We start from the raw sequence: 25635 nt of genomic DNA, 5'->3' as shown, positions 1-25635 counted from the left end.
TACTTGAGGACCGCAGTTCACATTGAGAATACAGCTCGGGACGTAGCGCAGTCTGGGAGCGCACCTGAATGGGGTTCAGGGGGTCCGGGGTTCAAATCCCCGCGTCCCGACCATTTTACCAATAAAGGCGATGGGTTAAGCATAGCGCTTACCCCTATTTTTTTTGCGGTTTTCACAAAAGGGTATCAAATGGGTAGCAAAGTCCAAATTTTCCAGAACCCGCCTTTTGTAACTGTCTGATTTTATTGACCGGAATTTTTCCTCAAAATCAGCCCCAAAATGATGCCATTCAATAATTATCTATGAAAACAGATAATTATTGGTTAATGTTCTGAACGCGCACCTGACCCAAATCAGGCGCGGATCAGGGGGCCGGAGGACATTCTCAAGCCCAGTTTTTCACCGCAACCTCGTCAAAAAACTCGAAGCGATGGAGGTTCTATAGATACCGCCGCTTTCGGGTTTTTCTCGTCGCTCAGGCGTCAATAGGAGTTCACGGAATAGATAAAGTCCTGTTCGTCCATTTCTCCGATGCCGGCCCAGTAAATCGGCCAGGTTGAATCCGTAATGGGATAGAAGGCGCTGCCGACGGGCGTGGTATAATTATGCCCTGAAAAACAGCTCCCTCTGTAAAAGGCTTGTTTTGTATTGTCCGTGACAAGCTCCTGATAGAGTTGTTCCAAAGAATCGTTCAGATCTCCCTGCATGCGATACGCGGTCGAAAAAGTATAATAGATATCGAATTGAGGCGGCATTGCGCCGAGGTCATAGTTCAGGGAAGTGTAATCCATAGCCTTAAGCGTCTCGTGGGAAAAGGTGAAGACTTTAAAGGCGGGGTCGTTACCGAAGTAGGGAGTTATGCCGGGCGTTATATCCATTACGTCGCCGGACGACATGACGCGGTATTCGTCCATGTGGGTATGAGCCCCAAGAGAGTGGGTTATAAGTTCGGGATATTTTCTGAGCTTTTGCAGGAATGTGGCCTGATAAACAGAATTCCACAGCATCGTGGCGCTGGTAATGTGACCGTTGGCGTCGGCGGATTGGGCGGTTGAATATTTATCCACCCCGGGAGGCACATGCATGATGAGCCACACTTTCTTGCCCTTGGACTGGGCCGAAGCGAGCGTCTCGTCAAGCCAGACGAGTTGCGCGTTTACCGCGTCCGTGGCGTCGTCGCCAAAAACAGGAGAGCATTCGAACGTATTAAGCGCTATCACCATCAAGTTTTCGCCGTCCGGTTCCGCGGCGTAATATCCTCCACTGGTGTAGGTATCGAGAAACGTCTGATGGTCGACGGCGCCGTTCAGGAAGTTTGTGTAATAAAGTTCGGCGGTGTTGGAAAGAAAACTGCTGTCCGGTCCGAGACCCGTGTATGAATCGGCGTTTCCAAGAGCAAATAGAACGGGAATATCTCCGACGGCCGACCTTACCTGTTCCATGAAAAAAGCCACCGTCTTGTCGGTAAAAGCCTTCATGGCCTCGATGTCGGCGACGGTTGGTTTTTCGGCGTTTTCAGGATCGTAAAGTCGGAAAAACGTCTGCGGAAGATAATGCCCGAGAATGTCCCCGGTGAAAATAACGAACGCGCTGGTTCCCAGGTTTAGCTGTACGTTCGCGAGCGCAAGCGCAAGCAGTGGGTAATTGGTATCGGTCCCCCACGTCGAAGGGGTTGTAATGTTCGAGCTCTGGAAAATGGCCGCCCACTGGCTGGAGTCCGAATTGTTAAGCTGCTGAAAAAGAGACTCGTCATAAAAAGGATTGAAATGGACATCCGTGAAAACGACCACCTCGAAGTTGGGGTCGGCTTTGTCGCTCCCGCCGCACCCGGCCAGGTTCAATTGAAACATCAGGACAAGGATCAAGCTCAAAGACTTGAACATTTTGCCACACATGTTTGGTACCCTTCTATTATGAAACAACTGTGCGCCAAGCTGGGCCTCATCACTTTCCCGCCCATTGGTATGGGCCCCATCAAGCCTGCCTGCAGCTTTGAAACCTCTCAGACCGATTTCCGCTTGCCACGCCGCTCGGAAATCCTCTCAGTCTTTGTGTCATCGGCATAACCATGGCGTCTCTTGAGAGAAAATTGAGGGTCTCTGGGAGGAGCGCCTTCGCACAGGTGAGGTGAGGTGAGGTGAGGTGATAACATCTCGCTTTTTGACGAACCGGCTGAAGTGAGATATGGATTCTGGTAGGTGTCTTCTTCATTGTGCTGCACAAACTGCCAGATGAGGCTCGGCCTGCGCCTACTGATATTAATCACCTGTCTATAAACTCAAGCTGTCGATGTGGATATGCCGTCACTCCACAATTCTGCTGAAGTTAGGGCCAAATCGAAAGTTCGAAAGCGTAAACGTTATCTCACGAAACAGTGAGCGACGGTTGCTCCGGTTTTGTCATCGTTTCCCCCGCAACGATCTTTTTCGTCATTTCATCATCGTCAATGACGATATCCCCCTGTAAATGGGACCCGCCCGGTGATCATTGAGAAGGGACCCATGCGCGCTGTCTCCCTTGGCCGAGTAAACCCGATGCAAACACCTGATCGTATCGCCAATCAAAGAAAACCGAATCATACGACTTGTCGTTTTTGGTGTAGGCGGGTCCTCTTTTTTCGGTGGCGCCAGTTGGCGAGGGTGCGTGTCTTTTTGATTTCGACGGCTTTTGGAAGTTCTTTTTCGGTGTTGGGGCGGTTTTTGTTTGTCTATCTTTTGACTACCCTTTTCTGCCGACTGCATGCGCAACCATGCTGTAACTCCTTGATATTATTCGTGCATGATGTCCATAGTGTGAATGGATGCATAATGATATTAGACAGTTATAAAGCTGTTTTACTGAAAGAAATGCTAAATGGGGTTCAGGGGGTCCGGAGTTCAAATCCCCGCGCTCCTTTCCAAAGCCTTTCAAGCGGGTCTCATCGTCGATCGGCGGAGAGGCCGGGACCAAAACGAATTTCGGGGAGCGAAACCTCGACCCCGAATGCCGCCCGCGGACGGCCTTCCAGCGACCTAAAGAACGCCTGCTATCCTGTTACTCCGACGAACCCGAAGGATGAAATCTTTCGGGAAAGACATTCATAGTTCCAAATTCTTCAGCGCGTGGATTTAAACACGATCCCCTTTATTGCCTATTGACCTCATATTATATCTGTTATTTATTAACGACGAAAGATTTCGAGGATTATCCGCAATTGAAGGCATGCCGAGCCGTGCGCCGGCTGCGAAAACAGGCGGAAAAGAAACCGCACGCGGGACACTGGGATGCGCTTCCCGACGGACAGGAAAGGAGATCGCCATGATAAACCGTAGCTACATTTGGGTGGACGGACCGCCCGGAGGCGGGAAAACCAGCCTCATAGAGCGTATTCTCAAATCCAATCGCACAAGACTGATTATGGCCGCTCGTTTCGCGCCCACCGACTCGGTTTCCGAACCGGTGGAAGTTTTCCAGGGGAACGATGAGACCGAACGCTACCTCATGGCGGGGGCTTCGAACACCTTACTTTACAAATATCCGGTTGTTAGACATGACGAGACTGAAGAGCGCTTTTGGGATACCGTTTTTATCCAGGACGACTCGGATGCAATTATTTTTGAGGGACCGCCTCGCCGGGAGATCCGTCCGGATCTCTTCGTTTATGTGACGAGACCGCTGGCGGACGGAGAGAATCTCGTCACGCGAAAGGAGGTTGAGATGGTCCGTTTGGACTTCAAGGCGTATCTTTCGGCGATCCTGGGGGAGGAACTAACGGAAGAGGAGTTTGAAGAACAGGAGGACGATTCATCCTTCGATACGGATATGGAGGATGAAGAGGAGCTGGAAGAGGTTCCTATTCCGGACGAAATCGCCGACAAGCTCCAGGAATATGTCGAGCATGGGGTCCCCATTATGCAGGAAAAGTGGACGCTAAATGATACCCAGCAGGGACTCGCCCATGCCCAGGTGGTGGTGATCAATATTTTCGACGAAGAAGAACGACGAGCAGCCGAGGTTCTAACCCGGGAAATTCACCGTATGTATGAGGACGAATCGATACGCGATGATGTTGTCCGATCTTACGGGCGCCGCCGCCCTTCCGTGTTTGTTGCGAACTTTGACGATCCGAAGGATGAGGGGCTCAAGAAAGCGATCGCGCGCATCAAGCGGGCGTTTACCGGGTGACACGGGCAGGGCGTTGGTAGAGTCTAAAGTTTGATCGAGGCGGGCAAACGGGATAAACTGGTCGGTGGAAAAAACGAGGGGTGATTCCATGAATAAACAACAGATCATCGAAACGATACGAAGCAACCGCGCCCTACTGGAAGCGTTCTCGGTCAAATCCCTCTCGGTCTTCGGCTCCGTTGTGCGGAGCGAGGCTCGGCCGGACAGTGATGTGGATATTTTGGTGGAATTCGAACCGGACGCCGAAATCGGTTTGTTCGAATTCGTCCGCCTGAAGGACGCATTGAGCGATCTCATCGGCATTCCGGTGGATCTGGCGACGCCCGATGCGCTCCATCCGGCGCTGAAAGACGACATACTGTGGGAGGCGGTCCATGTCGCCTAGGAAATGGGAATTCCGTTTGGAGGACATGCTGGAAGCCGCACGAAAAATTGATCGGTATATTAAAGGATTAGCGTTCGAAGATTTCGTGGAGGACGAAAAAGCCTTTGATGCGGTTATAAGGCAATTGACGATCATGGGTGAGGCCTCCTCACATATACCTGAAGAGATCACCGCTCTTTCCCCGGAAATTCCTTGGTCTTCGATCCGCGGGATGCGCAATGTCATCGTGCATGATTATTTGAGTGTCAACATGCGTATTGTATGGAAAACCGTTACGAAGGATCTTCCCGATTTGTGCTTTCAGTTGGAGGCTCTGCAATCCAGGATCGCACGAAAGGATTATGGATTGTAGGTGAGATCCTGCGGTTGCCCACTTGAATGGGGTTCAGGGAGGCCGGGGGGTCAAATCCCCGCGTCCCGACCATAGGTTATCCGTGATACGGTAGGATACGTCGTACTCGGCGTATCTTTCTTAATTTCTCGAACAATCCTTGGAATTAGAGGTTCTTGATATCTATAAGCTTTTGCCTGACTGCGATTTTCGTCCATTCCGCTATGGATTTCAAATTCAATTTATCCATAATATTGTATTTATGTGTTTCGACCGTTTTGGAACTAATATGGAGTCGATCAGCGATCTCCTCCGGCGTTAGTCCATCGGCCAGAAGCACAAAAATTTCCCTCTCTCGGGGGCTGAGATGATCGAGGACATCGTCGTCCTTATCATCGGATTTCTCATCCACCAGGTATTCCTGAAGAGCCCTCCCGACCGCCTCGCTGTAAAAGACGCCTCCCTCCGCCACGGCGTTCACGGCCATTACCAGCTCAGAAATCGGCCGTCCCTTCAGCACATACCCGGATATACCCTCCTTGAGAAGGGATACGATCAATTCCACATCCGAAAACATCGAATATATGACGATCTTGGTAGATTTGGACGCCTCTTTGATCTCTTTCGTCGCATGCATGCCGTCCAGGTTTGGCATCGCATAATCCAAGATCACGATATCGGGCCTCAGGGATTTGATCATTTCAACGGCCTCGAGGCCGTCACGGGCCGCTCCCACGATATCGAAATGGGGCTCTTTTTGGAGGGCCGCTTCAATCCCCTCCCTTACGACCGCGTGATCATCCGCGATAAGGATCTTCTTCCTTAGTTCTGCTATGGCGTTTCTCCTGATGCCGTTTCTTCACCCGTTTCTTCTTCACTTCCGTCCTTTCCCTCGTTCAGCGGAATCCGTGCAAACACTACGGCGCCTTTTCCCTTTTCGGATTCGATCCACAGTTCTCCACCGACTTGTACCGCCCGTTCCTTCATAATGCTCAATCCGAGGGGGCCGTCCTGCGAATCGATGCGATTGCTTACTTCGCGGTAGTCAAAGCCCGCCCCATTATCATCCACCGACAGATGAATCGTCTCACCCTTGAGTACGAGATTTATGAAAACAAAGTCGGCATCGGCGTATTTCCATACATTGTTCAAAGATTCCTGAATAATGCGGTAAAGAGCCAATTCCTTATCCGGATGCAATCGTTGGGGAATCCCTTTGGTATAGAACTGGATGTTGATGCCTGCGTTGCGCTTCATAGTATCCACCAAGGCCGCCACGCACGGAATCAATCCAATCGTATCCAAAGCCGCCGGCCGCAGATTTCGTGAGACATTCCTGATGAAATCCAGTAATTCGATCGTTCTTTTCTCGGACGATTCCAATCTTCCCAGGACCGGGTTCCCAGGCAAATCTTCTTTGATCATTTCAAGTTCCATTCTAAGGGCTGTCAGCAATTGTCCGGCGTGATCGTGCAGGGCCATGGCCATTTCGGATCGATCTCTTTCCAATAGCCTGACAAGCCTCTGGGCAAGAAACTTCCGCCGCTTATATTCCTCGATGATCTTTCGATTGGACCGTTTCAGTCGTCCTTCAGTCTTCTTGTGTTTAGTGATGTCCAGCATGACGCCGACCACTCGGTTGACACGCCCCGTTTCGTCACGACTCGCCGCGTGGGTAAGGCTCCTGACAAATACCCACTCCCCGGATTTGTGTTTCATCCGAATTTCGACATCAAATGGGGAGCGCCCTTCGATGAAGGCTTGATAGGTCCGGTACAACTTCGGCCGATCCTCAGGGTGTATCAGTTGATCCAACCATCGCATGAACGACTCCGGTTGCGGGAGCTCCTCTCTCGTATATCCAAGAATGTTGGCCCATCGCTCGCTGAAGAATGTTTCCGAGTCGAGGGGAACATTGTGTTCGAAAATGCCCGCACCACTCGCCTCGATGGCCATTCTCAGACGCGCTTCACCCTTTTTCAGGTCTCGCTCGAGTCGTTCGCGCCTCCCCATTTCCTTCTGCATGACTCGATTCGCGTTTTCCAGCTCGGCCGTTCGAGCCTCCAAATCAGCGGTGCGCTCCCGGACGCTGTGTTCCAACGCTTCCCGGACCGCCAGGTTCTGAAGGGCCAATGAGGTGAGGGAGGCCAACTGCTGTAGAATCCGTTCGTCCTCTTCCGTGAACTCGCCCTGGCCCTTATGGCTGACCAGGATCATCCCGTTTGGTCCGTCGGCGGATCCGACAAGCCGGGCGCTCAGCAGTCCGTCCAAGGGTGCATGGTTTTCAGGCAATCCCCGCCATTGGGGATGATGGCGCATCTCGGCGTCGGTCAGGCGAAGGCTCGGGCTCTTTTCGATCACCTCCATAAATACCCCACCCCGCATCGCCGCGAACATGTCTCCCTCGGGGCAGGCCGAGATATCCTCAGCCCGGCTGGCGGCTCCCGTCACAAATTGGCCGTTGACGCTGCAGTGGCCGCAACCGGCGAGCTTCGCCCCGGTCAATGTCCTCGCCGCGCTCGCGACTACATCGAGCAACCCTGAAATGTCGGTCTGCCCGAGGATCTTCATCGAGACATCTGAAAGTTCGACCTGCCGGGCAAGGCGACTCTCACGTTCCCTCTGGGCTTCCTTCAACTCGGTCAGGTCCAATATAAAACAGATCCACGTCATGGGATCGTGAGACAACAGAGACGCGCCGATCAGAACGGGCACGCGCGTTCCGTCTTTTCGAACATATTCCTTTTCGAAAGTCCTGCAAAACCCGGTCTCCCCTAACTGCTCCAGACCTTCTTGCGAGCGTTGGACGTATTCCGGAGGTGTCATGGCCTGCCAGTCGATTTTTCCCTCCACGAGATCCTGTTGGGTATAGCCAACCATGTTCAAGAAGATATCATTGGCATCGAGGACCCTCCACATGTCGGCAACGACCACGCCGATGATGTTCCCTTCCTTGAGGCGCCGGAAACGCAGTTCACTCTCATGGAGTGCTTTCTCCATTTCATGAAGGCGGAGGAGATACACGCTCCTTTCGCCTATGACGGCATCCACCTTTCCGTTGCGCAGGGCCCGAATCACTTCTTCCGCATCAGCCAGCCGGGCTTCCAACTCCTCGTAGGTCCGTTTTTCCTCGCCCATTATTCGTCTCCCGCCAATCTCAGGGCTTTGCTGACTTCTTCCGTATCGCTCAAGTCTCCGAAGACGGTCACTGCCGGCGCGGGGGACACCATCATTAGGGCAGGAGTGAGAAAGATGTTGTTTTCCAGGGCGATTTCAAAAGAATCGAACACATCCACGATCTCCAGCTCATAGGGTATTTTGATGCGTTGCTCACAAAGTTTTCTGAAGTTGTCTTTAGCCCTCTTGGAATGAGGCTCATTGCCGGCCACAAACAATCGGAAAACAAACACCGCCGCTTTCGTCTTTCCTTCGGATGAGGTATCCATTCTGTTTCCCTAGGCTATTCGTTTCATGGAGCTCCAGGTGATATAGGGACCGTCTTCCGTTCTCGTCATACCTGTCCTTTAAGGCTGATGGATTCGTAAAAAATCAAAAACGACCCTTTTACGTCGATCCGGCGAATGCCGAAATCCAGAATGTTCAACAGGTACCGAACCGGCCTCTTCCGGCATGCCGCGGAAACCGGCCGGCGTCCATCCTCTCTATTTTGCCGTTCCCGGAAGGTCCAGCACCTCCCTCACTTTTCGACCCAGAGAGTTGGGAGTGAAGGGCTTCCCGAGAAACGCCTTGCCGGGGTCCAGCACCCCGTGGTGTACAATGGCGTTGTCAGTGTAGCCCGACATGTAAAGCACCCTCATCTCGGGCCTGAAGGATTTCAGACTCTCCTCCATGTCCCGGCTGGAGATTCCGGGCATGACCACATCCGTCAACATGAGGTGAATGGGTCCTTGATGCACCCTCGCGATCTCGATAGCCTCCTCACCGTTTGCGGCTATCAGAACGTTGTAACCATACCTCTGGAGGACTCTTACAGCGAACTCGCGGACCATCTGATCGTCTTCCACAACCAGAACGGTTTCCGAACCACTCGGTGGTTCGCTTTTTTCAGCCTTCCATTCTGTTTCCGATGCCGACTTCTCGACACGGGGCAGATAGATCTTAAACGTGGTCCCCTTTCCAAGCTCACTGTAAACCCAGATATTCCCGTTGCTCTGCTTCACGATGCCATACACCATGGAAAGACCCAGCCCGGTGCCCTTTCCTTTTCCCTTGGTCGTAAAGAAGGGTTCAAAAATCATCCCCTGGGTTTCGCGGGACATACCGAATCCCGTATCGCTCACACTCATCGTTACGTAGGGGCCTGGTGTTACGGCTATATGGGCGCGAGCATAACCCTCATCAATATTCACATTTCCCGTCTCGATGGTGATCTTTCCGCCCTTCGGCATAGCGTCCCGGGCGTTCACTACGAGATTCATGATCACCTGTTCGAGTTGCCCCACGTCGGCCTCTATTTGTCCCAGATCGGGGGAAAGGACGGTCCTGAATTCGATGTCCTCTCCAATCATGCGTCCGAGCATCTTTTCCATATCCAGAACCGTCTGATTGAGATTGACGACCGTGGGTTGAAGGACCTGCTTACGGCTGAACGCCAGGAGCTGACGGGTGAGGGACGCGGCGCGTTCCCCTGCGTTCTTGATCTCATGAATCCCTTCCCGCACCGGATCGTCGTCCGGGATATCCTCGAGTATCAGCTCCGCATTTCCGATCACCGTGGTGAGAAGGTTGTTGAAATCATGGGCAATCCCCCCCGAGAGTCTTCCAATGGCCTCGAGCTTCTGAGACTGCCGGAGCTGCTGTTCCAGGCTCTTTCTTTCTGAAATATCATTGGCGATGCCCAGGACCACATTCCGTCCTCCTATCGTCAAAGGCGAAGTTCTTACCTCAACGAATACCTGCTTTCCATCCTTCCGATGGAGAATGAATTCATCCGGCTCTGTGGCCAAGCCCCGAACATTCTTCCGTAACAACTCGGCAGCCTTCCGGAGTTCTTCCGCAGAGAGAAGTCCCAGTTCCATGAAACTCTTGCCGATGAGTTCTTCCTTGCTATATCCGATCAGCCGCTCTGCGGCCCTGTTGCCGTCAATAAGCCTTCCCTCGAGATCGTGCAGGTAATACGCGTCCGGGGCGTATTCGAATAGGGTCTTGAAACGCTCCTCGCTTTCTTTCAGCGCGTCCTCGGACTTCTTTCTTTCGGTAACATCGGTGACAAAGGCCACGTTGCAGGGTATTCCCTCGATGAGGGTTCGTGTCGAGTTGAAATCGGCGAATATGATGCTCCCATCCTGTCTGAGACAGGGGACGTCCTGTGCTAATCCCTTCCCGTTCTTCGCGCCGGCTTCGAACCCGGAAATCACGCGGTCAAGATCGTTCTTGGTGTGAATGTCCTTGACGCTCATCCTTCTCAATTCGTCTTCCGTATACCCCAGCATCTTGCATATGGCCGGATTGGCATATTTGAGTTCCTTGGTTTCGATGTCCGCGATCAAAATGCCTTCCCCTGCGCCTTCGAACAGGGCTCTGTACCGAGCTTCCGAATAGCTCAGCTCCCGTACCACTGCGCTTCGTATTTCTTCCTGCTCGATATTGTAGAGGCCGAAGGCAATGTCATCCGCGACCTCTTCGAACAACCCCTGTTCCTCCTGATCGAAGGCGAATCTGCGGGGCACTGAAGCCGCGAGAACTCCATGGACCTTTCCATTGTGTTCGAGTCTGACGCAAAAACTCGCGTTTCCTTTGTAGGTGGGTGAAAGGGGGCAGTCCGGACACTCGATGGACGTGTCCGTGGTGATCGCAACCTCTTTTCGGTCCAAGGCCCGACGGACGCATCGAGGCGGTTGGCCTCGCTCCACCGATTCCTTTAATCGCCCGAAGTCCTCGCCTATCCCGGACTCCGCCCAACGCGCCGTCTTTCCGTATGAGTCCATAAGCCAGAGCCATGCGTTGTTGAAACCACGGGCTGTAACGAGATTCTCGCACGCTCCTTGAATCAGCCGGTCGGGGTCCTTCTCTTTGGTTATCAGTTGGTTCACTTTTCTGATGGCCCTGACGAGGGCGTTTAAATGCTTCTCCCGCTTTTCAGCCTGTTTCTGTTCCGTGATGTCCATGGAAAGGATGAAGATCCCTTCGGGAACGGGCTGGATACTCAAGCTAAACCACGCCATCGAGCCATCAGGGTAGGCGAATTCGTTCTCCAGGAAAACAGGAGTCCGTTCAACCATGCAGCGTTGCAGAGCGGCAAACGTGTTTGTAGGGGTAATGCCGGGATATACATCCATGATTCTGCGGCCGAGCAATTCCTCCTTTGTCCGGCGGCTTTGCCGGACGGTTTCCTCGTTCACATAGAGGTAGCGCCAGTCAAAGCCTATAATCTGGCAGCCTTCCAGCATGCTGTCGAGCGTGCTGCGATAACGTGCTTCACTCGCCCGCAGTGCCTCGGCCGCTTCGTATCTCTCCTCATAGAACCTGGCTTGCCGACGCCGCCAGACGTGGCCCATTCCGGCCCCCGTTCCGATGAGCAAGGAACCGACGAGAACAATTATTGTCCACAATCGTTCTCCCAGGGGCGCATATGTTTCCGACATATCCATGCGGGCGACCAGAAACCACGGAGAATCGGGTACTGCCCGTACGGCGACGACCACCGGCACTCCCAGGTAGTCTTTGCCTTCCACAATTCCTTCCTTCCCCAAAACAGCCTTAACGGCCGGCTGATCCTCATTGTTGTCCAAGGGAAATCTCAGGTTGAGGGCCGAATTTTCCCGGAACCTGAGTTCGTTCAGGAAAAGCACCTCCTCTCCTTCTTTCCGGACAAGCAGAGTTTCGGCGGTAGCGCTGTCCGAGGGCCAACTCTGAATCAGGGGGTAAAGATACGTTTTAGGATCGATCCGCAGGACGAGAGCACCCAAGGGAAACTCCCCGTCCCGTTCCTCAAGGATGGGAAGAATAACTTCGAGGAAAACGGGACCATCCGGTGAATGCCTATGAAAATCAAGCAAAGTCATTTTCCCGGAGCCTAAGACCTCGGACACATCACGGACAAGGTGAGGAACGGCGGATTCGGGCGATTCCGGATCCGACATGCGCACCAAACCCCGGGCGTCCAGCAATAACACCCGGTCGTACTCATGGGCGGACCGGACCTTGACGAGCCAAGTCTTCAATCTCCTGCTCGTATCAGCGTCTTGGGGGGCTTCGAGGTATCTCCTCACCAGACCCGAAAAGTTGTCGTTTCCGTAATAGACGGACGCATCCCCAAGCCTCTGCTTTCTCCACTCCACAAGATCCCTGACTTTCAGATCCGCAATGGCGGAAAGCTGTTTTTCCACCCCGGCTCGGTAGTGCTTTTCATATGTCCTGTAATAAAAGTACCCTGCCGCCACGATGCCGACCGTCAGGATCAAGAAAAACAGCCCAAGAAAATAGGAGAAAGGTCCATCTTCTCGGATCCCTTCTTTCTGTGACCGGTTGTGACAACCCGTGGATACCAGCAAAGCTGTTGCAAGCGCCAGGAAAGCCAGGCTGGTTGTCGCCGCCGGCGGGATAAAAGAACTTCCATAAAGTAACGGCGTCCCATAAAGATAGGCCAGAATGAGCGTGATGGACATCACCGCCAATAACCCGGCGGACCAGAAAGCGACCGCCTTCCGTGCGGTTTGGTTCAAAGACTTCGAAAGCAAGGACAGGAAGGAGAGACTGGAAAGCAGGAAGCAAAACGCGGTCAACGGCGACATATGTCCTACCGGCGCTCCGCCCACAGTGCCTGAAATCCCAATGCCCAGCTTTTCGATGCTTAGATAAATCTTGAGATAGGACAAGCAAAACAGCAACAGCGCCAACGCCGCCCCGGCCACGTTGACGGTCAGAGTGATCCGGCGTATTCCGCGGTTCATCGGCAAGTATGCACGTAGAAAGAGTGCGGAGCCGTAAAGAAAGAACAACAGGGCCGTGCTGGGCGCCATAGGTATTTTGTCCGACCCAAGGCTTGCCAGAAGCCCGGCCCCGAATATCAGACCCACAAAAGCCATCAAGCCGATGGCCGCCGCAGCCAAACCAAAGGCGCCGACCACAAGCCGGGAACGAACTGGTTGCTCTGCAAAGTCTTCTGTCATAGCACCCTCCGCCAGTCGTCTTATTCTTCCATTCTTTCAAAGTATGCATTCAGGGGTGTTTGGTTACCCTTCTTTAACCAAACTAAATTAACGCAATGAACGGAACTGATAAATTATATCAAGAAACATACCAGGTCGTCGAACCCCCATTCACATGTGGAGCGCCTCCCGAACAAAAGATAGGCACGAAAAGGACTTACAGAGATTTTCGATCTTGATGACGTTGAGTCGGGAACATCCGACAGGAGAAGCATTGCGCAGAAATTGAGCAGTCCCGGCGAAGGAGTTGCCCAGAAATTGAGCAACTCCGGGCTAAGCACTGGCCGGCTCGGTGTCGCGTATTCTAAACCGTGGGCAGGGGGACATCAGGTTAACCCATGCTTTCGTGTGTTCGTCAAGACCAGAGGGCAAACACATGCGGCCGGGTTGGAGTATGCCGGCGCCAACGCGCCCGGAGGGAATCAATAGAAGCTCGGCCGGGGATCAACCCTTGCCGTCATTGAAAGGCAGGATTTATTTAAGAACCGTGTCGATAATGAAACGACTTTCACACATAATGTTGAACATGTTGGGCACACGCTTCAACGAAGCAATCAATCCATCAATTGGCCTGAATATTCATGGGAAATGCGTTCCCCTCTATTGACCGCATAGCCGACCCCCGAGATACTCATTCCAAACTTCCGCGCCAAATCCGACATCGACATCCCCAATTCTCTCACAGCCCAATAACAGACCAGGCTCCTCGCCTTCACTTTCCGATCCTGGCGTCCCTTGGAAAAAACCTCATGAAGTTCCATTCCATACAGTCGGGCCGCCTTTTCTGCGATGCGGTTCAAGTCGTAGCCTAAGGCCTTCAATTCGTAACGCCGTTCGACCTTTTCCCCTGCTCCTGAAAGTATGGATTCGACAAAATCGGAATCCCCCAATATCCGTTGATCGCTCATTGTATGGCTCCGGCCTTCCGATCGAAGTCGTTTCACTTCCGACCAGCCGCCGAGACTGCGGATCAATCCGCCCCCCGCCAGATCCTCCCGACGGCCTTGCGGAAGCCCTTCCTTCATATAAAGTTGATAGGCCTTCCCGGCGGCATCGACCTCATCGCCAAACCAGCCCAGCACATAATCTACATTTTGCCACGGTCTTTCCCTATTCCCCGATAAAGCGCTGTGACCGCAATAGGGATACGTATTCAGCTCTTCAAGATCTGAGACCAGGCCCGCTCTGATGGGGTTCAGATGGACGTACCGAACCAACTCTTTCAAATACATGTTTTCCTGACACACGATCGATTTGAAGCGGTTTTGAAAAAGTTGTCCGTTTCGTTGGTGTCTCCTGTTAAAACCCAAAACATATCCGGTCAAAAGCCTCCTCATTAACTTGGACAATGGCGCGTTGCCGGTTCGGAACAGCAAATGAGCATGATTCGAGAGCAGCGCCCATCCTAAACAAGCTGTCCCCGTTTCCGGCAGCAGCGTACTCAGGCGGCCCAGGAAGTCTTCCCGGTCCGCTTCGTTCCAAAATATGTCTCGACGCTCTATCCCGCGGATCATAACGTGATGGAACACGCCGGGAGCGTCAAGGCGAGCCAATCTCGGCATAGGCGACTCTTGAACAGGTCTTTCGCTCGATCGGAATTGAATGGTTTAACAGCGTCCCATGGTTACCTGTTTGTGCCTGCCGCTTCGATCCGCAGCGGCAGGCGATTGAACACGTTCCTATTGAACTTGGTTTTTCAGTCCGGTAGGTTGCAGGAACCCATTTCTTAGGCTTCGACTTACGTCACACAAATAAGTTGAGTTGACGCTCGTTTCCTCCGGCCTGTTGATACGCGCCGTTCATCAGGCTCCCATACTCCAGGATCAGCCTGGATATTCCCGACCTGGCCTCATCGGCATCTACGACGCCGTCACCGTTTGCATCGAGAAAGGCAACTGAATCGTAGGAATCATCCTCTTCCGAGTCGCCCATTTCGCTTAGGAGACTCTTAGTTTCGCTTCCCATCGGGCCGCCGCCCATCATTCCCGGCGGGGGACCTTCGGGGCGTCCTGCTTCAAACTCTTCCTGGCTGACCAGGCCGTCACCGTCCGTATCCAGCTTGGAAACGATCTCATCGGCATCCACCGATTCACCCGTTTTTTGCGCCAGTTTTTCCGCCATTGAACTGATCTCGACCTTGTCCAACGAGCCGTCCCCATCCGAGTCCAGTTTTTCGAAAGGATTTCTCGTCCGGCTCCGCATGAGGGACATCTGTGAGTAATCCGATAAACCTTCTATTCCGCTTATCATGCGTATCACCTCCTTCCTATTTAGAATTTGTATTGTTATACTATAGCAAGCCTTGTGCCACGTCTCTATAGCCTTGATACATCGCTGTTTAGTCCAATAGGCTATGCTAATAATGTAGGTATTTTTTTCCTAAGATAGGCAAAATGTATATTGTACAATTTTGTTGAGCCACTTTACTACACTAATTAAGCCGTGTTATTTGTATACTATGATTAACTTAACGTGATCCATGTTAACTTAGGGACGCTGTTAAATAACTAACTATTAAGTTCACGTAATACTAATTTGATATACTACGGTAGGAACGATGTTAAATAATAGACTGAAGTTCCAATACCATTTCGTCCAAAAATCATGTCCGTCATGGGCCATCCTTCTCCTCCCCCGACCGTCCAGCCTTTCCCCATGATCGTCATTCCCAGCACCTTCGACGAATCCGTGGAGGGCATGATTCATTTCGCGATGGCCCAATCCAATCAACATTGGAAAACAAGTGAGGAGAAAATATGAAGAAACAATGGGGTCAGAGAGGAGATGAAAAGATCTTTTGGATAGGACTCGAAAACGGAGCGGAAACCATCCCTTGGAACGAGGGACGCTCTTTACTGCTTCAACGGTGGTATGCCTCGTGCCCGACCTTCCTGCCGCTATCCACTCCACACGCGGGGGGCCGTTCCCCTTCATTCATGCTCTTTTCTCTGAATGGTCGGATCCAGGTTACCCGGATACTCCACTATCCCGGACCTTAGGAAATGCAGGCGTTTTACCGTGCGATTACAGTGTTCCCTCTATAGACCCGTTCGAACGCCGTTGATAGCGTTTGGAGAATAAGTAACGCGTAAGGGTCTCCCCAGGGAAGGAAGGTCTGTCACCGTCCCTCACCCAGGAGTCCTTTGGATTCACGGAGATGAGATCATGAGCAGGGTAATTCGCATCCGTCGATGGGGCATTCTCAAAACAATCTTCTCAGCAGGGGCGCTGATCCTTTCGGCGCGCGCTTCGTTCAGAAAAGCGTCCGATGGAACGGCGGGAGAGGCTGAATGGCGGCCCGGCGTCTATCTGGGAATCGAGCCCACCGGTACGGTGATTATCGTCGCCCACCGCTCGGAGATGGGAACGGGGATTCGCACCGCATTGCCCATGGTCGTGGCCGATGAATTGGATGCCGACTGGAAGCGGGTCCGGATCGAGCAGGCCATCGGCGATGCAAAGTATGGCAGCCAGGATACCGACGGGTCGAGATCCATCCGCGATTTCTATGACGTCATGCGGAGGGCGGGAGCCACGGCGCGTCTCATGCTCGAACGCGCAGCAGCCGCCAAGTGGGCCGTTCCTGTCGAAGAATGCCGCGCGTCCAACCACCGCATCGTTCACCTCTCCGGCGACCGAAGTCTCGACTACGGCGAACTCGCGGAATCGGCGGCCGGGCTGCCGGCGCCCAAGACGGAGGAACTGCGATTCAAAACACCGGGCGAGTTCCGCTACATCGGCAAAGGAGTGCCCATCGTCGACATTACCGAGATCTGCACAGGCAAGGCCGAGTACGGCATCGACGCCCATTTGCCGGGCATGGTTTTCGCGTCGATCGAACGGCCCCCGGCCCTCGGCGGAAAACTGAAATCCTATGAAGACCGGGAGACACTCAAGATACCAGGGGTAAGACGGACGATCGTCATCGAAGAGGCCAAACCGCCCTACGCATTCAAGGCCCTGGGAGGGGTCGCGGTGATTGCGGACCGTACCTGGGCGGCCATCGAGGGGCGCAAGAAACTGACGGTCGAGTGGGAACCGGGCCCTAACGCGGGTTATGATTCGGAAGCCTACAGGGAATCCCTGCTCGAGACAGCGCGGAACCCACAAAGGGTGATACGCAACATCGGCGACGTGGAAGCCGAATTCTCGCGGGCTGAACGCATTCATGAGGCCGAATATTACGTGCCCCTTCTCGCCCACGCTCCCATGGAGCCCCCCGCGGCCGTGGCCGCGTACAAGGACGGTAAGGTCGAAGTTCGGGCGGCGACACAGAATCCGCAGGCCGTACAGAATGCGGTGGCCGCGGCCCTGAAGATTACGAAGGAAGACGTCACCTGCCACGTTACCCTCCTCGGCGGCGGGTTCGGACGAAAGTCGAAACCCGATTACGTGGTCGAGGCGGCCATGTTGTCGAAGCAGGTCGGGAAACCGGTTCAAGTAACCTGGACCCGGGAGGATGACATCCGGTTCGATTATTATAACGCCGTGGCGGGCATGTACCTCAAGGCGGCCCTTGGCCACAACGGCAAGCCGACGGCTTGGCTCCAACGATCGGTTTTCCCGCCCATTATGTCTCTCTTTGACGAAAACGAGGGTTACGGCGACCCGATGCACCTTGGCCAGGGCTTGACGGACCTGCCCTTCGATATTCCGAACCTTCGTGTCGAGAATGGGCCGGCGAAGGCCCACGTCCGGATCGGCTGGCTGCGGTCGGTGGCCAACATCTATCACGCGTTTTCCGTTCAGTCGTTCATCGATGAACTCGCCGCCGCCGCGGACCGTGACCGCGTCGACTACTTCTTGGAGGTTCTCGGCCGTCCCCGCACCATCGACTTCGAGGCGGAGAATACGACCTACGTGAACTATGGAAAGCCGCTCGACCAATATCCATGGGAGACGGGCCGTCTGCGGAACGTCATCGAAGTGGCGGCGGAGAAATCGGGGTGGGCGAAGCGCAAACCCGAAGAGGGGCGTTCGCTGGGCTTTGCCGCGCACCGGAGTTTCCTCACCTATGTGGCGGCTGTGGTCGACGTCCGGCTCGACGATCAAGGACGGATCTCAATTCCACGCGTGGATTTCGCGGTGGATGCGGGACGGGTGGTACACCCGGAGCTCACGCGGGCTCAGTTCGAGGGGGCGGCGGTGTTCGCCACGAGCATTGCCCTCATGGGTGAGATCACGGCGGCGAACGGGCAAATCCGGCAATCCAATTACGACGATTACCCGGTGGCGCGGATCAACGAAGCTCCCTTCGAGACGCATGTCCACCTTGTGCCGAGTAACGGCCTGCCGGCCGGAATCGGAGAACCGGGCGTCCCGCCCATTGCCCCGGCGATCTGCAACGCCCTCTTCGCCATAACGGGTAAGCGGATTCGACGGCTCCCGATCAAACACGGCAAGCTCATATAGATTGGAATAAAAGGAAGCGCCCATGGTTTCGATCAACGTCAACGGGAAAGAATACGAGGTGGATGCGCCTTCGAACACCCCCCTGCTATGGGTGCTCAGGGAGTACATCGGATTGAAAGGCGCCAAGTACGGCTGCGGCAAGTCGGTGTGCGGCGCCTGCACGGTTCATGTGAACGGCCGGGCCGTCCGCTCGTGCGTGACCCCGATATCCTCCGTCTCCGGCAAACGGATCGTCACCATCGAGGGGCTCTCGCCCGACGGCGCCCATCCGGTGCAGCAAGCCTGGATCGCCGAGAATGTTCCTCAGTGCGGCTACTGCCAGCCCGGACAAATCATGTCCGCCGCGGCTCTTCTCGCCGACAATCCGAAGCCGAACGATCTGGAGATAGACGAGGCCATGTCCGCCAACATCTGTCGATGCGGCACCTATGAACGCATCCGCCGGGCCATTCACCGCGCTGCGGAGATCATGGCAAATGGAAATCGGTCATGAAGCCCCGCCTGCAAGTCGGCCCTCGAACCTTGAAACCTGGGATTCGAATCGGATGAAAACCGGCAAAGTCCTCGCTCTACTCCATCGCCCGGTCTGCGCCAAGCGACAGAGCCCGTATACGGGCCGACGGGGATAGAGTCTTATCCGCCCGCCTTTTCTGAACTCAAGCCGCGTCCTCTGAGGTCCCCTCCCACGTATGCCTTCGACATTGTTGTCGAGCCTGAGGCGGCCATTGTCGAGACCATCCCGCATGCAAAACGGATAACCTATTGAAACCGTTATATTTGATGTTCCGGCATGCATCTTGATCTAGGATCGTGCAGGTTTTCAACCACACTTTGAAACAAGGAGATCGACACGATGAAAAGAACGATGATCAACATGGCAATGGCGGGAATAATGGCGGGGATCATGACCACAGCCGCTTGGGCGGGCAACGCGGGCGTCGATCGGACGCACCGTCGGGCCAGGGGAGCGACGGCTTATATGATGACCATCCCGGCCGGCGATCTGAGCGAAGCAGAAAGCGACACCATGCTCCACATGCGCCAGGAGGAAAAGCTGGCTCGGGATGTGTACACCGTGCTTTTTGAAGTTTGGGATCACTGGGCTTTCGATAAAATCTCCCAGAGCGAGCAGCGGCACATGGAATCCCTTCTGGCTCTGATGGAAAAATACGGCGTCGCGGACCCGGTTCCCGAGGACACGACGGGCGTTTTCGCCGATGCCGAATTCACGGCCCTCTATGACGAGAAGGTGTCCGGCGGTTCGACATCCCTGGTGGAAGCCCTGCGGGTCGGCGCAACCATTGAAGAGTTGGATATCGTGGACCTGCGGAACGCCATCGCTGAGACGGACGACAAGGACATCCTCATCGTCTATCAGAATCTGATGAAGGGCTCCCGAAATCATCTGCGAACGTTTGTCTATCAGCTTGCGGCCCAGGGTGAGATCTACGAACCCCAGCTCCTCTCTCCGGAGGATTTCGAGGCCATCGTGTCATCCCCGATGGAACGCGGTTTTGTGGACGAAGACGGCAACCCCGTATTCCGGGGTCGAGACCGACGGAACGGCGCAGGCGTGGGATCGGGCAGTGGCCCCATGGTCACTTCTCCGGACACTGCGCTTGAAGATCCATCCGGCGACACGTCGGCCCTGATTTCGGGCGACGCTCGATCGCTTCTGGCCCGCAGTGGCAAAGGCAGAGGCGGTCATGGCCCCGGCGACGGCTCCGGCAACGGCGGGAACGGTCCGAAGGACGGCTCGGGCAACGGCAGGAGGACCGGCGCCTGCATCAACGCATAATTCGATCCCATAAGGCTGGTCGCGGCGGTGCAACCTCCGCCGCGGCCGCTCTTTTTGCGCCGGAGGAGCATATTCAGCCGAGATCCGCGCCGGATGTCAGGGGATGCGGCGCGCCCGATTCTCTTCCCCGGAGTACAAAGTCATTGACATGAAAGAGCCGATGGTGTTTTTCGAAAAGCAAGAACACGCGGGCGAAACGGGCCGGGTCGGGAAAGATCGGGGGAACTCTGACATCCGTGACAAGATACTGGATGATTTTGGTGCTTCTTCTGTCGGTCGGGGCTCAGGCCGCCGACTGGGAAACGGTGGCGGAACTGGCTGTGGGCTTTGACGACAACGTGGCCCAGTCTCCGACCGGCAAGGGATCAGGCTTCTCCATGTACGGTTTGGACACGGCGGCTCATCTGCCCATGGGCGCGAATCGATTGCTCCTTTCCGGTTTTCTGTATGGACGGTATCAACAGTATTGGGCTGCGGAGGACAACTACCTGGTGGGCGCCGGGACGGAACTGGCCGTACCGCTCATCGATGGAATTCTGACCCCTGAGCTTGCCGTGGACGGTAGACTTGTCAGGGACGGGGAGCAACCGGACGAAGACAGAGATGAATATGGCGTTGAAGGCCGTCTGCGATGGTTTGCAGGGGGCAGGCTGACGGTGCTGCTGCTGCAGTCTTGGACTCGGCAGTTCTATGATGAAACGGAATGCGAAGGGCCGGGATGCTCGCGCGGAATGATCGGGGGCGGACGTTTCGGTTTCAGGCGCTTGGACCGGCAGGATGACCTCTGGATTACAGAGATGGCATTGAGCTTCCCTTTTACTCCGTCCTGGGTGGCAGGACTATCCGCCACATACTCCCGCAATTCATCCACCATCATGATAGAATCTTTTGAAGCACACGGACTTTCCCTGGGAATCACCTGGATGCCCTCGGCGGTATGGGAACTCACGGCGGGCTCGGGGTTGTGGACGGCGGATTACGATCACGATAGGTATATCGGTGCTCGCACGGACCGCCTGCTCACCGCCGACGCGGGCATTTCGTGGATTCATCGTTCCTGGGAGCTGTTTTTTAACGTGCATTGGGAATACAATGATTCATCATGGGAATCGGAAACCTATCACAACACAGTAACGGGCTGCGGCGTACTCTGGCATTTTTGATCCCGATCCTTGCTCTGTCCGCCTTAAACAACGGCGGTTTCCTTTTTGCAGAGGAGGTCATGGTAGGCCGAGTCCTTTCAATGGATCGGGATGCAGTGGAACTGGTTGTGGCGCCGAGCGGCGGCTATGAATCGACGGACGATATCAAAAAACCGCGCGAAATCCGTGTGCGCTACCCTGTTGAGAGCATGCCTCCACGGCTCAAGGTCGGGGACGTGATCCGGATCTGGGGAGATTTTTCCACGGCGGATAACCTTCAGTTCAAGGCCACCCACGTGGGTTATGGCGCCGGCGGCCGGGATCCCACCGGAGTTCGGTCCCGAATACACCGGGGATACGGCGCGGGAGGGGGGCGAGACGGCGGGACCCGGGGGGCCGGACGGGGCCACAGGGGAGGGCCATGAGAGGCGTCACGCCCTTGAGATCGGTGTGGAAAGCAAACGTGGCGGTGATCGCATTCCTGATCCTGTTCACCCTTTCCTATTACTACTGGCAGTTTCGCCAGGCTTCGCAAGCTTTTTCCAGCCATGTGCAGGACCATGTGGAAATGGTGGCCGGCGCGATCCGGATGAATGCCGACCGGGCCCTGCTCTCCCGTGAGATCATCGAAGAAATCTTAACCACTTTTCTGGGCAATTCGGCCCGGTTTGTGGACTATTTGGACGGTGTCGAGCCGTTTTCCAATGACGAGCTGACGGCTTTCTCATGGGAAGTCGGGCTGACCGGCATCCGCGTGGATCGCAGGACCGGGATTTCAGAGGGGCCTCCGGGCTGGTCTCCGAGCGACACGGATGGATGCGCCGATACACGATTGCGCCATTTGACCGCCGATCACCTGTATGTGCTGAGCGTCCCCAAAGGTAACGGGACAGGCTGCATCCACGTCGCCCTCGAGGATCGCCGCATCTCGGAACTGGAGAACCGCATCGGCCTGGACGCCTTGATCGAAGGTATATCCGACCTGGTGGGCGTCCGGTTCATCCATTTTGAACCGGCGGATCCTGACAGCCCCAAGGAAAAGGAAGCGCCCAACGAGGCGGTCGAAATCACTTTCGAGGGCGCGGGAGACGCCCGGGTGGCCCGTGCTCGCCTGCCCTTGGGGCGCAACATGCTGGTGGTAGGGGTGTCCGCGGGCAGTTTTTCCCGGCGTATACGACAGCTTCGCCAGGAATTCATCGCCTTCACGGCCATCATCCTGGCCCTTGGGGCGTTCTTCTCATGGTTGCTGAACCGTTTCGAGAAAGCACATATCCGGGAAGTTCAGCGGTTCGAGCAGCGCCTGGCCCGTGAAAAAGAAGACGCGGCCTTGGGACGGGCCTCCGCCGCCATCACCCATGAAATTCGCAACCCCTTGAACGCCATCAGCATGGGCCTGCAGCGCCTTCGGATCGAGGCGGCCGAGCTGACGCCTCAGCACCTGACCTTGCTGGATTCGTTAGGCCAGGCCGTCCGGCGCACGGACACCATTGTAGCCGAACTCAAGCGCTACGCCCGCCCACTGGCCCCGCGCCGCCGCCCCGTGGATATACATCGGCTCGTGGGCCAGATCCTTACCCTTTACCGGGAAGCCTGCGCCAAGAGCGGAATCTCGGTTTCCCGGCGGACCGACGACGCCGGAACCATTGAAGCGGATCCGGATCTATTGGCCGAAGTGTTCGAAAACCTGCTCAAGAACGCCATCGAGGCCCAGCCCGAAGGAGGGGATCTCCATATAACTGCGTGGCGTACGCAAGGGGGGGTGACCGTTCGTCTCGAAAACGGCGGCTTCAATTTGAAGCCCGAGGAGGCCGAGGCGATCCTGGCGCCGTATTTCACCACAAAGGCACGAGGGTCGGGTTTGGGTCTTTCCATCGCAGCCCGGATCGTCCAGGCGCATCAGGGCCGTATAGGAGTGACGGTTCCCGAACCCCACAGGCTCCGCGTGGAAGTGTTTCTGCCATCGACGGGTGGAAAGCCGGAGGAACCGGCAGGGGTGTCGAAATCCAAACAAAAGGCAGGATGATGCGCATACTTATCGTGGATGACGAGGCCCTGCAGCGGGAACTGCTCAAAGGGTTTCTGGAAAACCAGGGATACGCGGTATCGACCGCCGAGGACGGCCCGTCGGCCTTGAAACGCCTCCGGGAAACGCCGTTTCAACTTGTGCTCATGGACCACCGCATGCCCGGCATGAGCGGCGACGCCGTGCTGTGGGAGATGAAGGCCATGGATCCGCTTGTGCGGAGCATCATGATCACGGCTCACGGTTCGGTGGACACGGCCGTTTCGGTGATGAAGCTGGGCGCCGACGACTTTCTCGAGAAGCCGGTGGACCTTCTGGACCTGCTCGAACGGATCCGACGCATCGAAGAAGCCCTCGTCATTGCGGAGGAAGCCGCGGTTGTGTCCGATACGGCGGAGGCCGCACCGCTGCCCGTTCAAGTCATTGGCGACAGCCCGAGCATGCGGGAGGTTCTTTCCCTGGTCAGCCGCATCGCGCCCACTCCGTGGACCGTTCTCATAACCGGAGAGAGCGGCACGGGAAAGGAACTGATCGCCCGCCTGGTCCATCTCCTGAGTCCGCGCCGGGATCATCCTTTCGTCGAGGTCAATTGCGCCGCCATTCCGGAAGCCCTGTTCGAATCCGAACTGTTCGGGCACGAGAAAGGCGCTTTCACTGGAGCGGCGGCGCGCCGCAAAGGTCGTTTCGAGCTGGCCGACCAGGGCACGCTCTTTCTGGACGAGGTGGGAGAGCTTTCCGTGGCGCTCCAAGCTAAGCTGCTCCGGACCCTCCAGGAGGGCCGCATCACCCGCGTGGGAAGCGAAACGGATCTGGCCGTGGATGTTCGCGTGCTGGCCGCCACCAATCGGGATCTCAAGCAGATGGTCGCCGAAGGGCATTTCCGGGAGGATCTGTTCTATAGGCTCAACGTACTGGAAATCAAGGTTCCGCCCCTCAGGCAACGGCGGGAGGACATCCCGGCCCTGACGGCGTTTTTCCTCCAGCGCTGCGGCACGCGGCCCCTGACTTTCCATCCCGACGCAATGACCACCTTAGTCAAGTACGCTTTCCCCGGGAATGTACGGGAACTCGAGCACATGATCCAGCGGGTGGCGACCCTGTTCCGGGGCGCCGTGATTCGCCCCTCGGATCTGCCCCCCGAGGTGCGGTTCCATCCGGCCGACGAAAAAGGCTCCCTCCAGGATCGTCTGGACTGCGTCGAGCGGGAGATGCTGGTCACGGCCCTGGAGACTCACGACTGGATCCAGACCCGAGCAGCCGGGGCTTTGGGAATCAGCGAGCGGGTCCTGCGCTATAAGATGAAGAAGTTTGATATTCGGAAGGGATAAGGTTCAGGCTCGGCGGGAAGCTGACCTCCGCACCTCGAAACGACGGCCGAGTTTGCATCGCATTAGGCGTTTCTTCACTTGAACTGTTCTTGGTCTCTCAAGTACATTAATAAGGATTGTCATCCTGAGAAACAGGCCAAACAACACTATTGGGTGTTGTTGAACAGGACCAGGCTCATGATCCATGTAAGAAACAGAAAACGCAAATAACCCCTTAAGAAAGCACGCTGAAATTACGATATAACATAAAGCGATAGAACGAAGCCATAGAATCTCATTGGAAAACAATCGGATGGAGTCCGTACCCACATCACCCACCCGGAATGCCTGAAAGAACGCCGACTCGAGATCGATCGACGCACCCACGGGAAAATGGAGCATCCAACATGAATCAAGGTGGGGAAAACGCATTTCCCCGATGGATAAAATTCGCTCTGGCTGGAACGATGTTGGCTTTCATTGCCGGAGGCATTTGGTTTTTCAAAGCTCAGCAGGGTCACCAGCGAAAAGAGGTGGAAGCGCGCCTCTGGTCCATCGCGCGGCTAAAAAGCGGACAGATTTCAGAGTGGCGGGCGGAAAGGCTGGCCGACGCCGCTATTCTTATGGAACGGCAAGGGCTCGTTGAATCGGTCCGGCGATTCCTTTCCTTGCCCACGGATGAGGAAGCGTCTGAAATCTCAAGGCGTTTTCGCACCATCAAAGAGCACTATCGCTTCAGGGATGTCCTTCTGGTGGATCTTGCGAAGCGGGTCCGACTGAGCCTGGATCCGAAGATGATGGATCTGCACCGGGGATACGCTTCCACCCTGGATTCGGCGATGGCCGAACATAGCCCCCTGTGGACGCCTTTCCATGTCGATCCCGACTATCCGTCTCCTCAT

Annotated in this window: 18 protein-coding genes and 1 tRNA gene; 12 read left to right on the top strand and 7 right to left on the bottom strand. The window is 55.2% G+C overall.

The window, feature by feature from the left end; translation table 11 throughout:
• Positions 1 to 36 precede the first annotated feature (36 nt).
• A tRNA-Pro gene (locus tag HY788_15345) sits at positions 37 to 113 on the top strand.
• Positions 114 to 482: 369 nt separating this feature from the next.
• On the opposite strand, the gene HY788_15340 is transcribed toward HY788_15345, so the two are convergent.
• Positions 483 to 1895 (bottom strand): metallophosphoesterase, encoded by a 1413-nt coding sequence (locus HY788_15340; GenBank protein ID MBI4775522.1) that lies wholly within the window; start codon positions 1893 to 1895, stop codon positions 483 to 485.
• Positions 1896 to 3297: 1402 nt separating this feature from the next.
• Here HY788_15340 and HY788_15335 point away from each other — a divergent pair.
• The 3 genes from HY788_15335 to HY788_15325 all read left to right on the top strand — a co-directional run bounded on the left by HY788_15335 (position 3298) and on the right by HY788_15325 (position 4901).
• A complete protein-coding gene (locus HY788_15335; protein ID MBI4775521.1) occupies positions 3298 to 4164 on the top strand; it encodes a hypothetical protein in 867 nt (288 codons plus the stop codon).
• Positions 4165 to 4252: 88 nt separating this feature from the next.
• Positions 4253 to 4549: a nucleotidyltransferase family protein gene (locus HY788_15330; protein MBI4775520.1), complete on the top strand. Its 297-nt coding sequence runs from the start codon at positions 4253 to 4255 to the stop codon at positions 4547 to 4549.
• 25 nt (positions 4550 to 4574) lie between these two features.
• Positions 4575 to 4901, top strand: a complete 327-nt coding sequence (locus tag HY788_15325; protein MBI4775519.1) for a DUF86 domain-containing protein — start codon at positions 4575 to 4577, stop codon at positions 4899 to 4901.
• 145 nt (positions 4902 to 5046) lie between these two features.
• Here the strand turns inward: HY788_15325 and HY788_15320 are convergent, their stop codons facing one another.
• The 6 genes from HY788_15320 to HY788_15295 form a co-directional block, all read right to left on the bottom strand.
• On the bottom strand, positions 5047 to 5616 hold the full coding sequence (locus HY788_15320; protein ID MBI4775518.1) for a response regulator transcription factor: 570 nt from the start codon (positions 5614 to 5616) through the stop codon (positions 5047 to 5049).
• 95 nt (positions 5617 to 5711) lie between these two features.
• Positions 5712 to 8018, bottom strand: coding sequence for a PAS domain-containing protein (locus HY788_15315; GenBank protein MBI4775517.1), 2307 nt, complete (start codon positions 8016 to 8018; stop codon positions 5712 to 5714).
• Entirely contained in the window at positions 8018 to 8326 is a 309-nt protein-coding gene (locus HY788_15310; protein MBI4775516.1) for a circadian clock protein KaiB, read from the bottom strand. The genes HY788_15315 and HY788_15310 overlap by 1 nt, the downstream gene beginning before the upstream one ends.
• Before the next feature lie 216 nt (positions 8327 to 8542).
• Positions 8543 to 13012: a PAS domain S-box protein gene (locus tag HY788_15305; protein ID MBI4775515.1), complete on the bottom strand. Its 4470-nt coding sequence runs from the start codon at positions 13010 to 13012 to the stop codon at positions 8543 to 8545.
• A gap of 593 nt (positions 13013 to 13605) precedes the next feature.
• Positions 13606 to 14613 (bottom strand): transposase, encoded by a 1008-nt coding sequence (locus tag HY788_15300; GenBank protein ID MBI4775514.1) that lies wholly within the window; start codon positions 14611 to 14613, stop codon positions 13606 to 13608.
• Between the two features lie 181 nt (positions 14614 to 14794).
• Entirely contained in the window at positions 14795 to 15301 is a 507-nt protein-coding gene (locus tag HY788_15295; GenBank protein ID MBI4775513.1) for an EF-hand domain-containing protein, read from the bottom strand.
• A gap of 915 nt (positions 15302 to 16216) precedes the next feature.
• Here HY788_15295 and HY788_15290 point away from each other — a divergent pair.
• From HY788_15290 to HY788_15255, 8 genes are all read left to right on the top strand, one after another.
• The gene (locus HY788_15290; GenBank protein MBI4775512.1) at positions 16217 to 18463 is read left to right on the top strand and encodes a xanthine dehydrogenase family protein molybdopterin-binding subunit; all 2247 of its coding nucleotides are present in this window, start codon (positions 16217 to 16219) and stop codon (positions 18461 to 18463) included.
• A 22-nt stretch (positions 18464 to 18485) separates the two neighbouring features.
• Complete coding sequence (locus tag HY788_15285; protein MBI4775511.1) at positions 18486 to 18956, top strand: (2Fe-2S)-binding protein; 471 nt, start codon at positions 18486 to 18488, stop codon at positions 18954 to 18956.
• Positions 18957 to 19316: 360 nt separating this feature from the next.
• Entirely contained in the window at positions 19317 to 20261 is a 945-nt protein-coding gene (locus HY788_15280; GenBank protein ID MBI4775510.1) for a DUF2202 domain-containing protein, read from the top strand.
• A gap of 251 nt (positions 20262 to 20512) precedes the next feature.
• Positions 20513 to 21424 carry a hypothetical protein gene (locus HY788_15275; GenBank protein MBI4775509.1) on the top strand — a complete coding sequence of 304 codons (912 nt, stop codon included), beginning with the start codon at positions 20513 to 20515 and terminating at the stop codon, positions 21422 to 21424.
• A 59-nt stretch (positions 21425 to 21483) separates the two neighbouring features.
• Complete coding sequence (locus HY788_15270; GenBank protein ID MBI4775508.1) at positions 21484 to 21828, top strand: hypothetical protein; 345 nt, start codon at positions 21484 to 21486, stop codon at positions 21826 to 21828.
• Entirely contained in the window at positions 21825 to 23426 is a 1602-nt protein-coding gene (locus HY788_15265; GenBank protein MBI4775507.1) for a GHKL domain-containing protein, read from the top strand. The genes HY788_15270 and HY788_15265 overlap by 4 nt, the downstream gene beginning before the upstream one ends.
• On the top strand, positions 23426 to 24754 hold the full coding sequence (locus tag HY788_15260) for a sigma-54-dependent Fis family transcriptional regulator (protein ID MBI4775506.1): 1329 nt from the start codon (positions 23426 to 23428) through the stop codon (positions 24752 to 24754). The genes HY788_15265 and HY788_15260 overlap by 1 nt, the downstream gene beginning before the upstream one ends.
• Positions 24755 to 25140: 386 nt before the next feature.
• Positions 25141 to 25635 (top strand): hypothetical protein (locus HY788_15255; GenBank protein ID MBI4775505.1); only part of this gene is annotated, 495 nt, incomplete at its 3' end.

It is taken from the genome of Deltaproteobacteria bacterium, from assembly GCA_016208165.1.
Taxonomy (GTDB): Bacteria; Desulfobacterota; Desulfarculia; order JACQYL01; family JACQYL01; genus JACQYL01.
This window is presented reverse-complemented; position numbering and strand designations above follow the sequence as displayed.

Bases quoted from the DNA above. Each gene is read 5' to 3' on its own strand.
- HY788_15300 (MBI4775514.1), bottom strand. From the start codon at position 14,613: ATGCCGAGATTGGCTCGCCTTGACGCTCCCGGCGTGTTCCATCACGTT.
- HY788_15260 (MBI4775506.1), top strand. From the start codon at position 23,426: ATGCGCATACTTATCGTGGATGACGAGGCCCTGCAGCGGGAACTGCTC.
- HY788_15335 (MBI4775521.1), top strand. From the start codon at position 3,298: ATGATAAACCGTAGCTACATTTGGGTGGACGGACCGCCCGGAGGCGGG.
- HY788_15315 (MBI4775517.1), bottom strand. From the start codon at position 8,018: ATGGGCGAGGAAAAACGGACCTACGAGGAGTTGGAAGCCCGGCTGGCT.
- HY788_15330 (MBI4775520.1), top strand. From the start codon at position 4,253: ATGAATAAACAACAGATCATCGAAACGATACGAAGCAACCGCGCCCTA.
- HY788_15285 (MBI4775511.1), top strand. From the start codon at position 18,486: ATGGTTTCGATCAACGTCAACGGGAAAGAATACGAGGTGGATGCGCCT.
- HY788_15270 (MBI4775508.1), top strand. From the start codon at position 21,484: ATGGTAGGCCGAGTCCTTTCAATGGATCGGGATGCAGTGGAACTGGTT.
- HY788_15340 (MBI4775522.1), bottom strand. From the start codon at position 1,895: ATGTGTGGCAAAATGTTCAAGTCTTTGAGCTTGATCCTTGTCCTGATG.
- HY788_15295 (MBI4775513.1), bottom strand. From the start codon at position 15,301: ATGATAAGCGGAATAGAAGGTTTATCGGATTACTCACAGATGTCCCTC.
- HY788_15275 (MBI4775509.1), top strand. From the start codon at position 20,513: ATGATTTTGGTGCTTCTTCTGTCGGTCGGGGCTCAGGCCGCCGACTGG.
- HY788_15325 (MBI4775519.1), top strand. From the start codon at position 4,575: ATGCTGGAAGCCGCACGAAAAATTGATCGGTATATTAAAGGATTAGCG.
- HY788_15290 (MBI4775512.1), top strand. From the start codon at position 16,217: ATGAGCAGGGTAATTCGCATCCGTCGATGGGGCATTCTCAAAACAATC.
- HY788_15305 (MBI4775515.1), bottom strand. From the start codon at position 13,012: ATGACAGAAGACTTTGCAGAGCAACCAGTTCGTTCCCGGCTTGTGGTC.
- HY788_15280 (MBI4775510.1), top strand. From the start codon at position 19,317: ATGAAAAGAACGATGATCAACATGGCAATGGCGGGAATAATGGCGGGG.
- HY788_15265 (MBI4775507.1), top strand. From the start codon at position 21,825: ATGAGAGGCGTCACGCCCTTGAGATCGGTGTGGAAAGCAAACGTGGCG.
- HY788_15310 (MBI4775516.1), bottom strand. From the start codon at position 8,326: ATGGATACCTCATCCGAAGGAAAGACGAAAGCGGCGGTGTTTGTTTTC.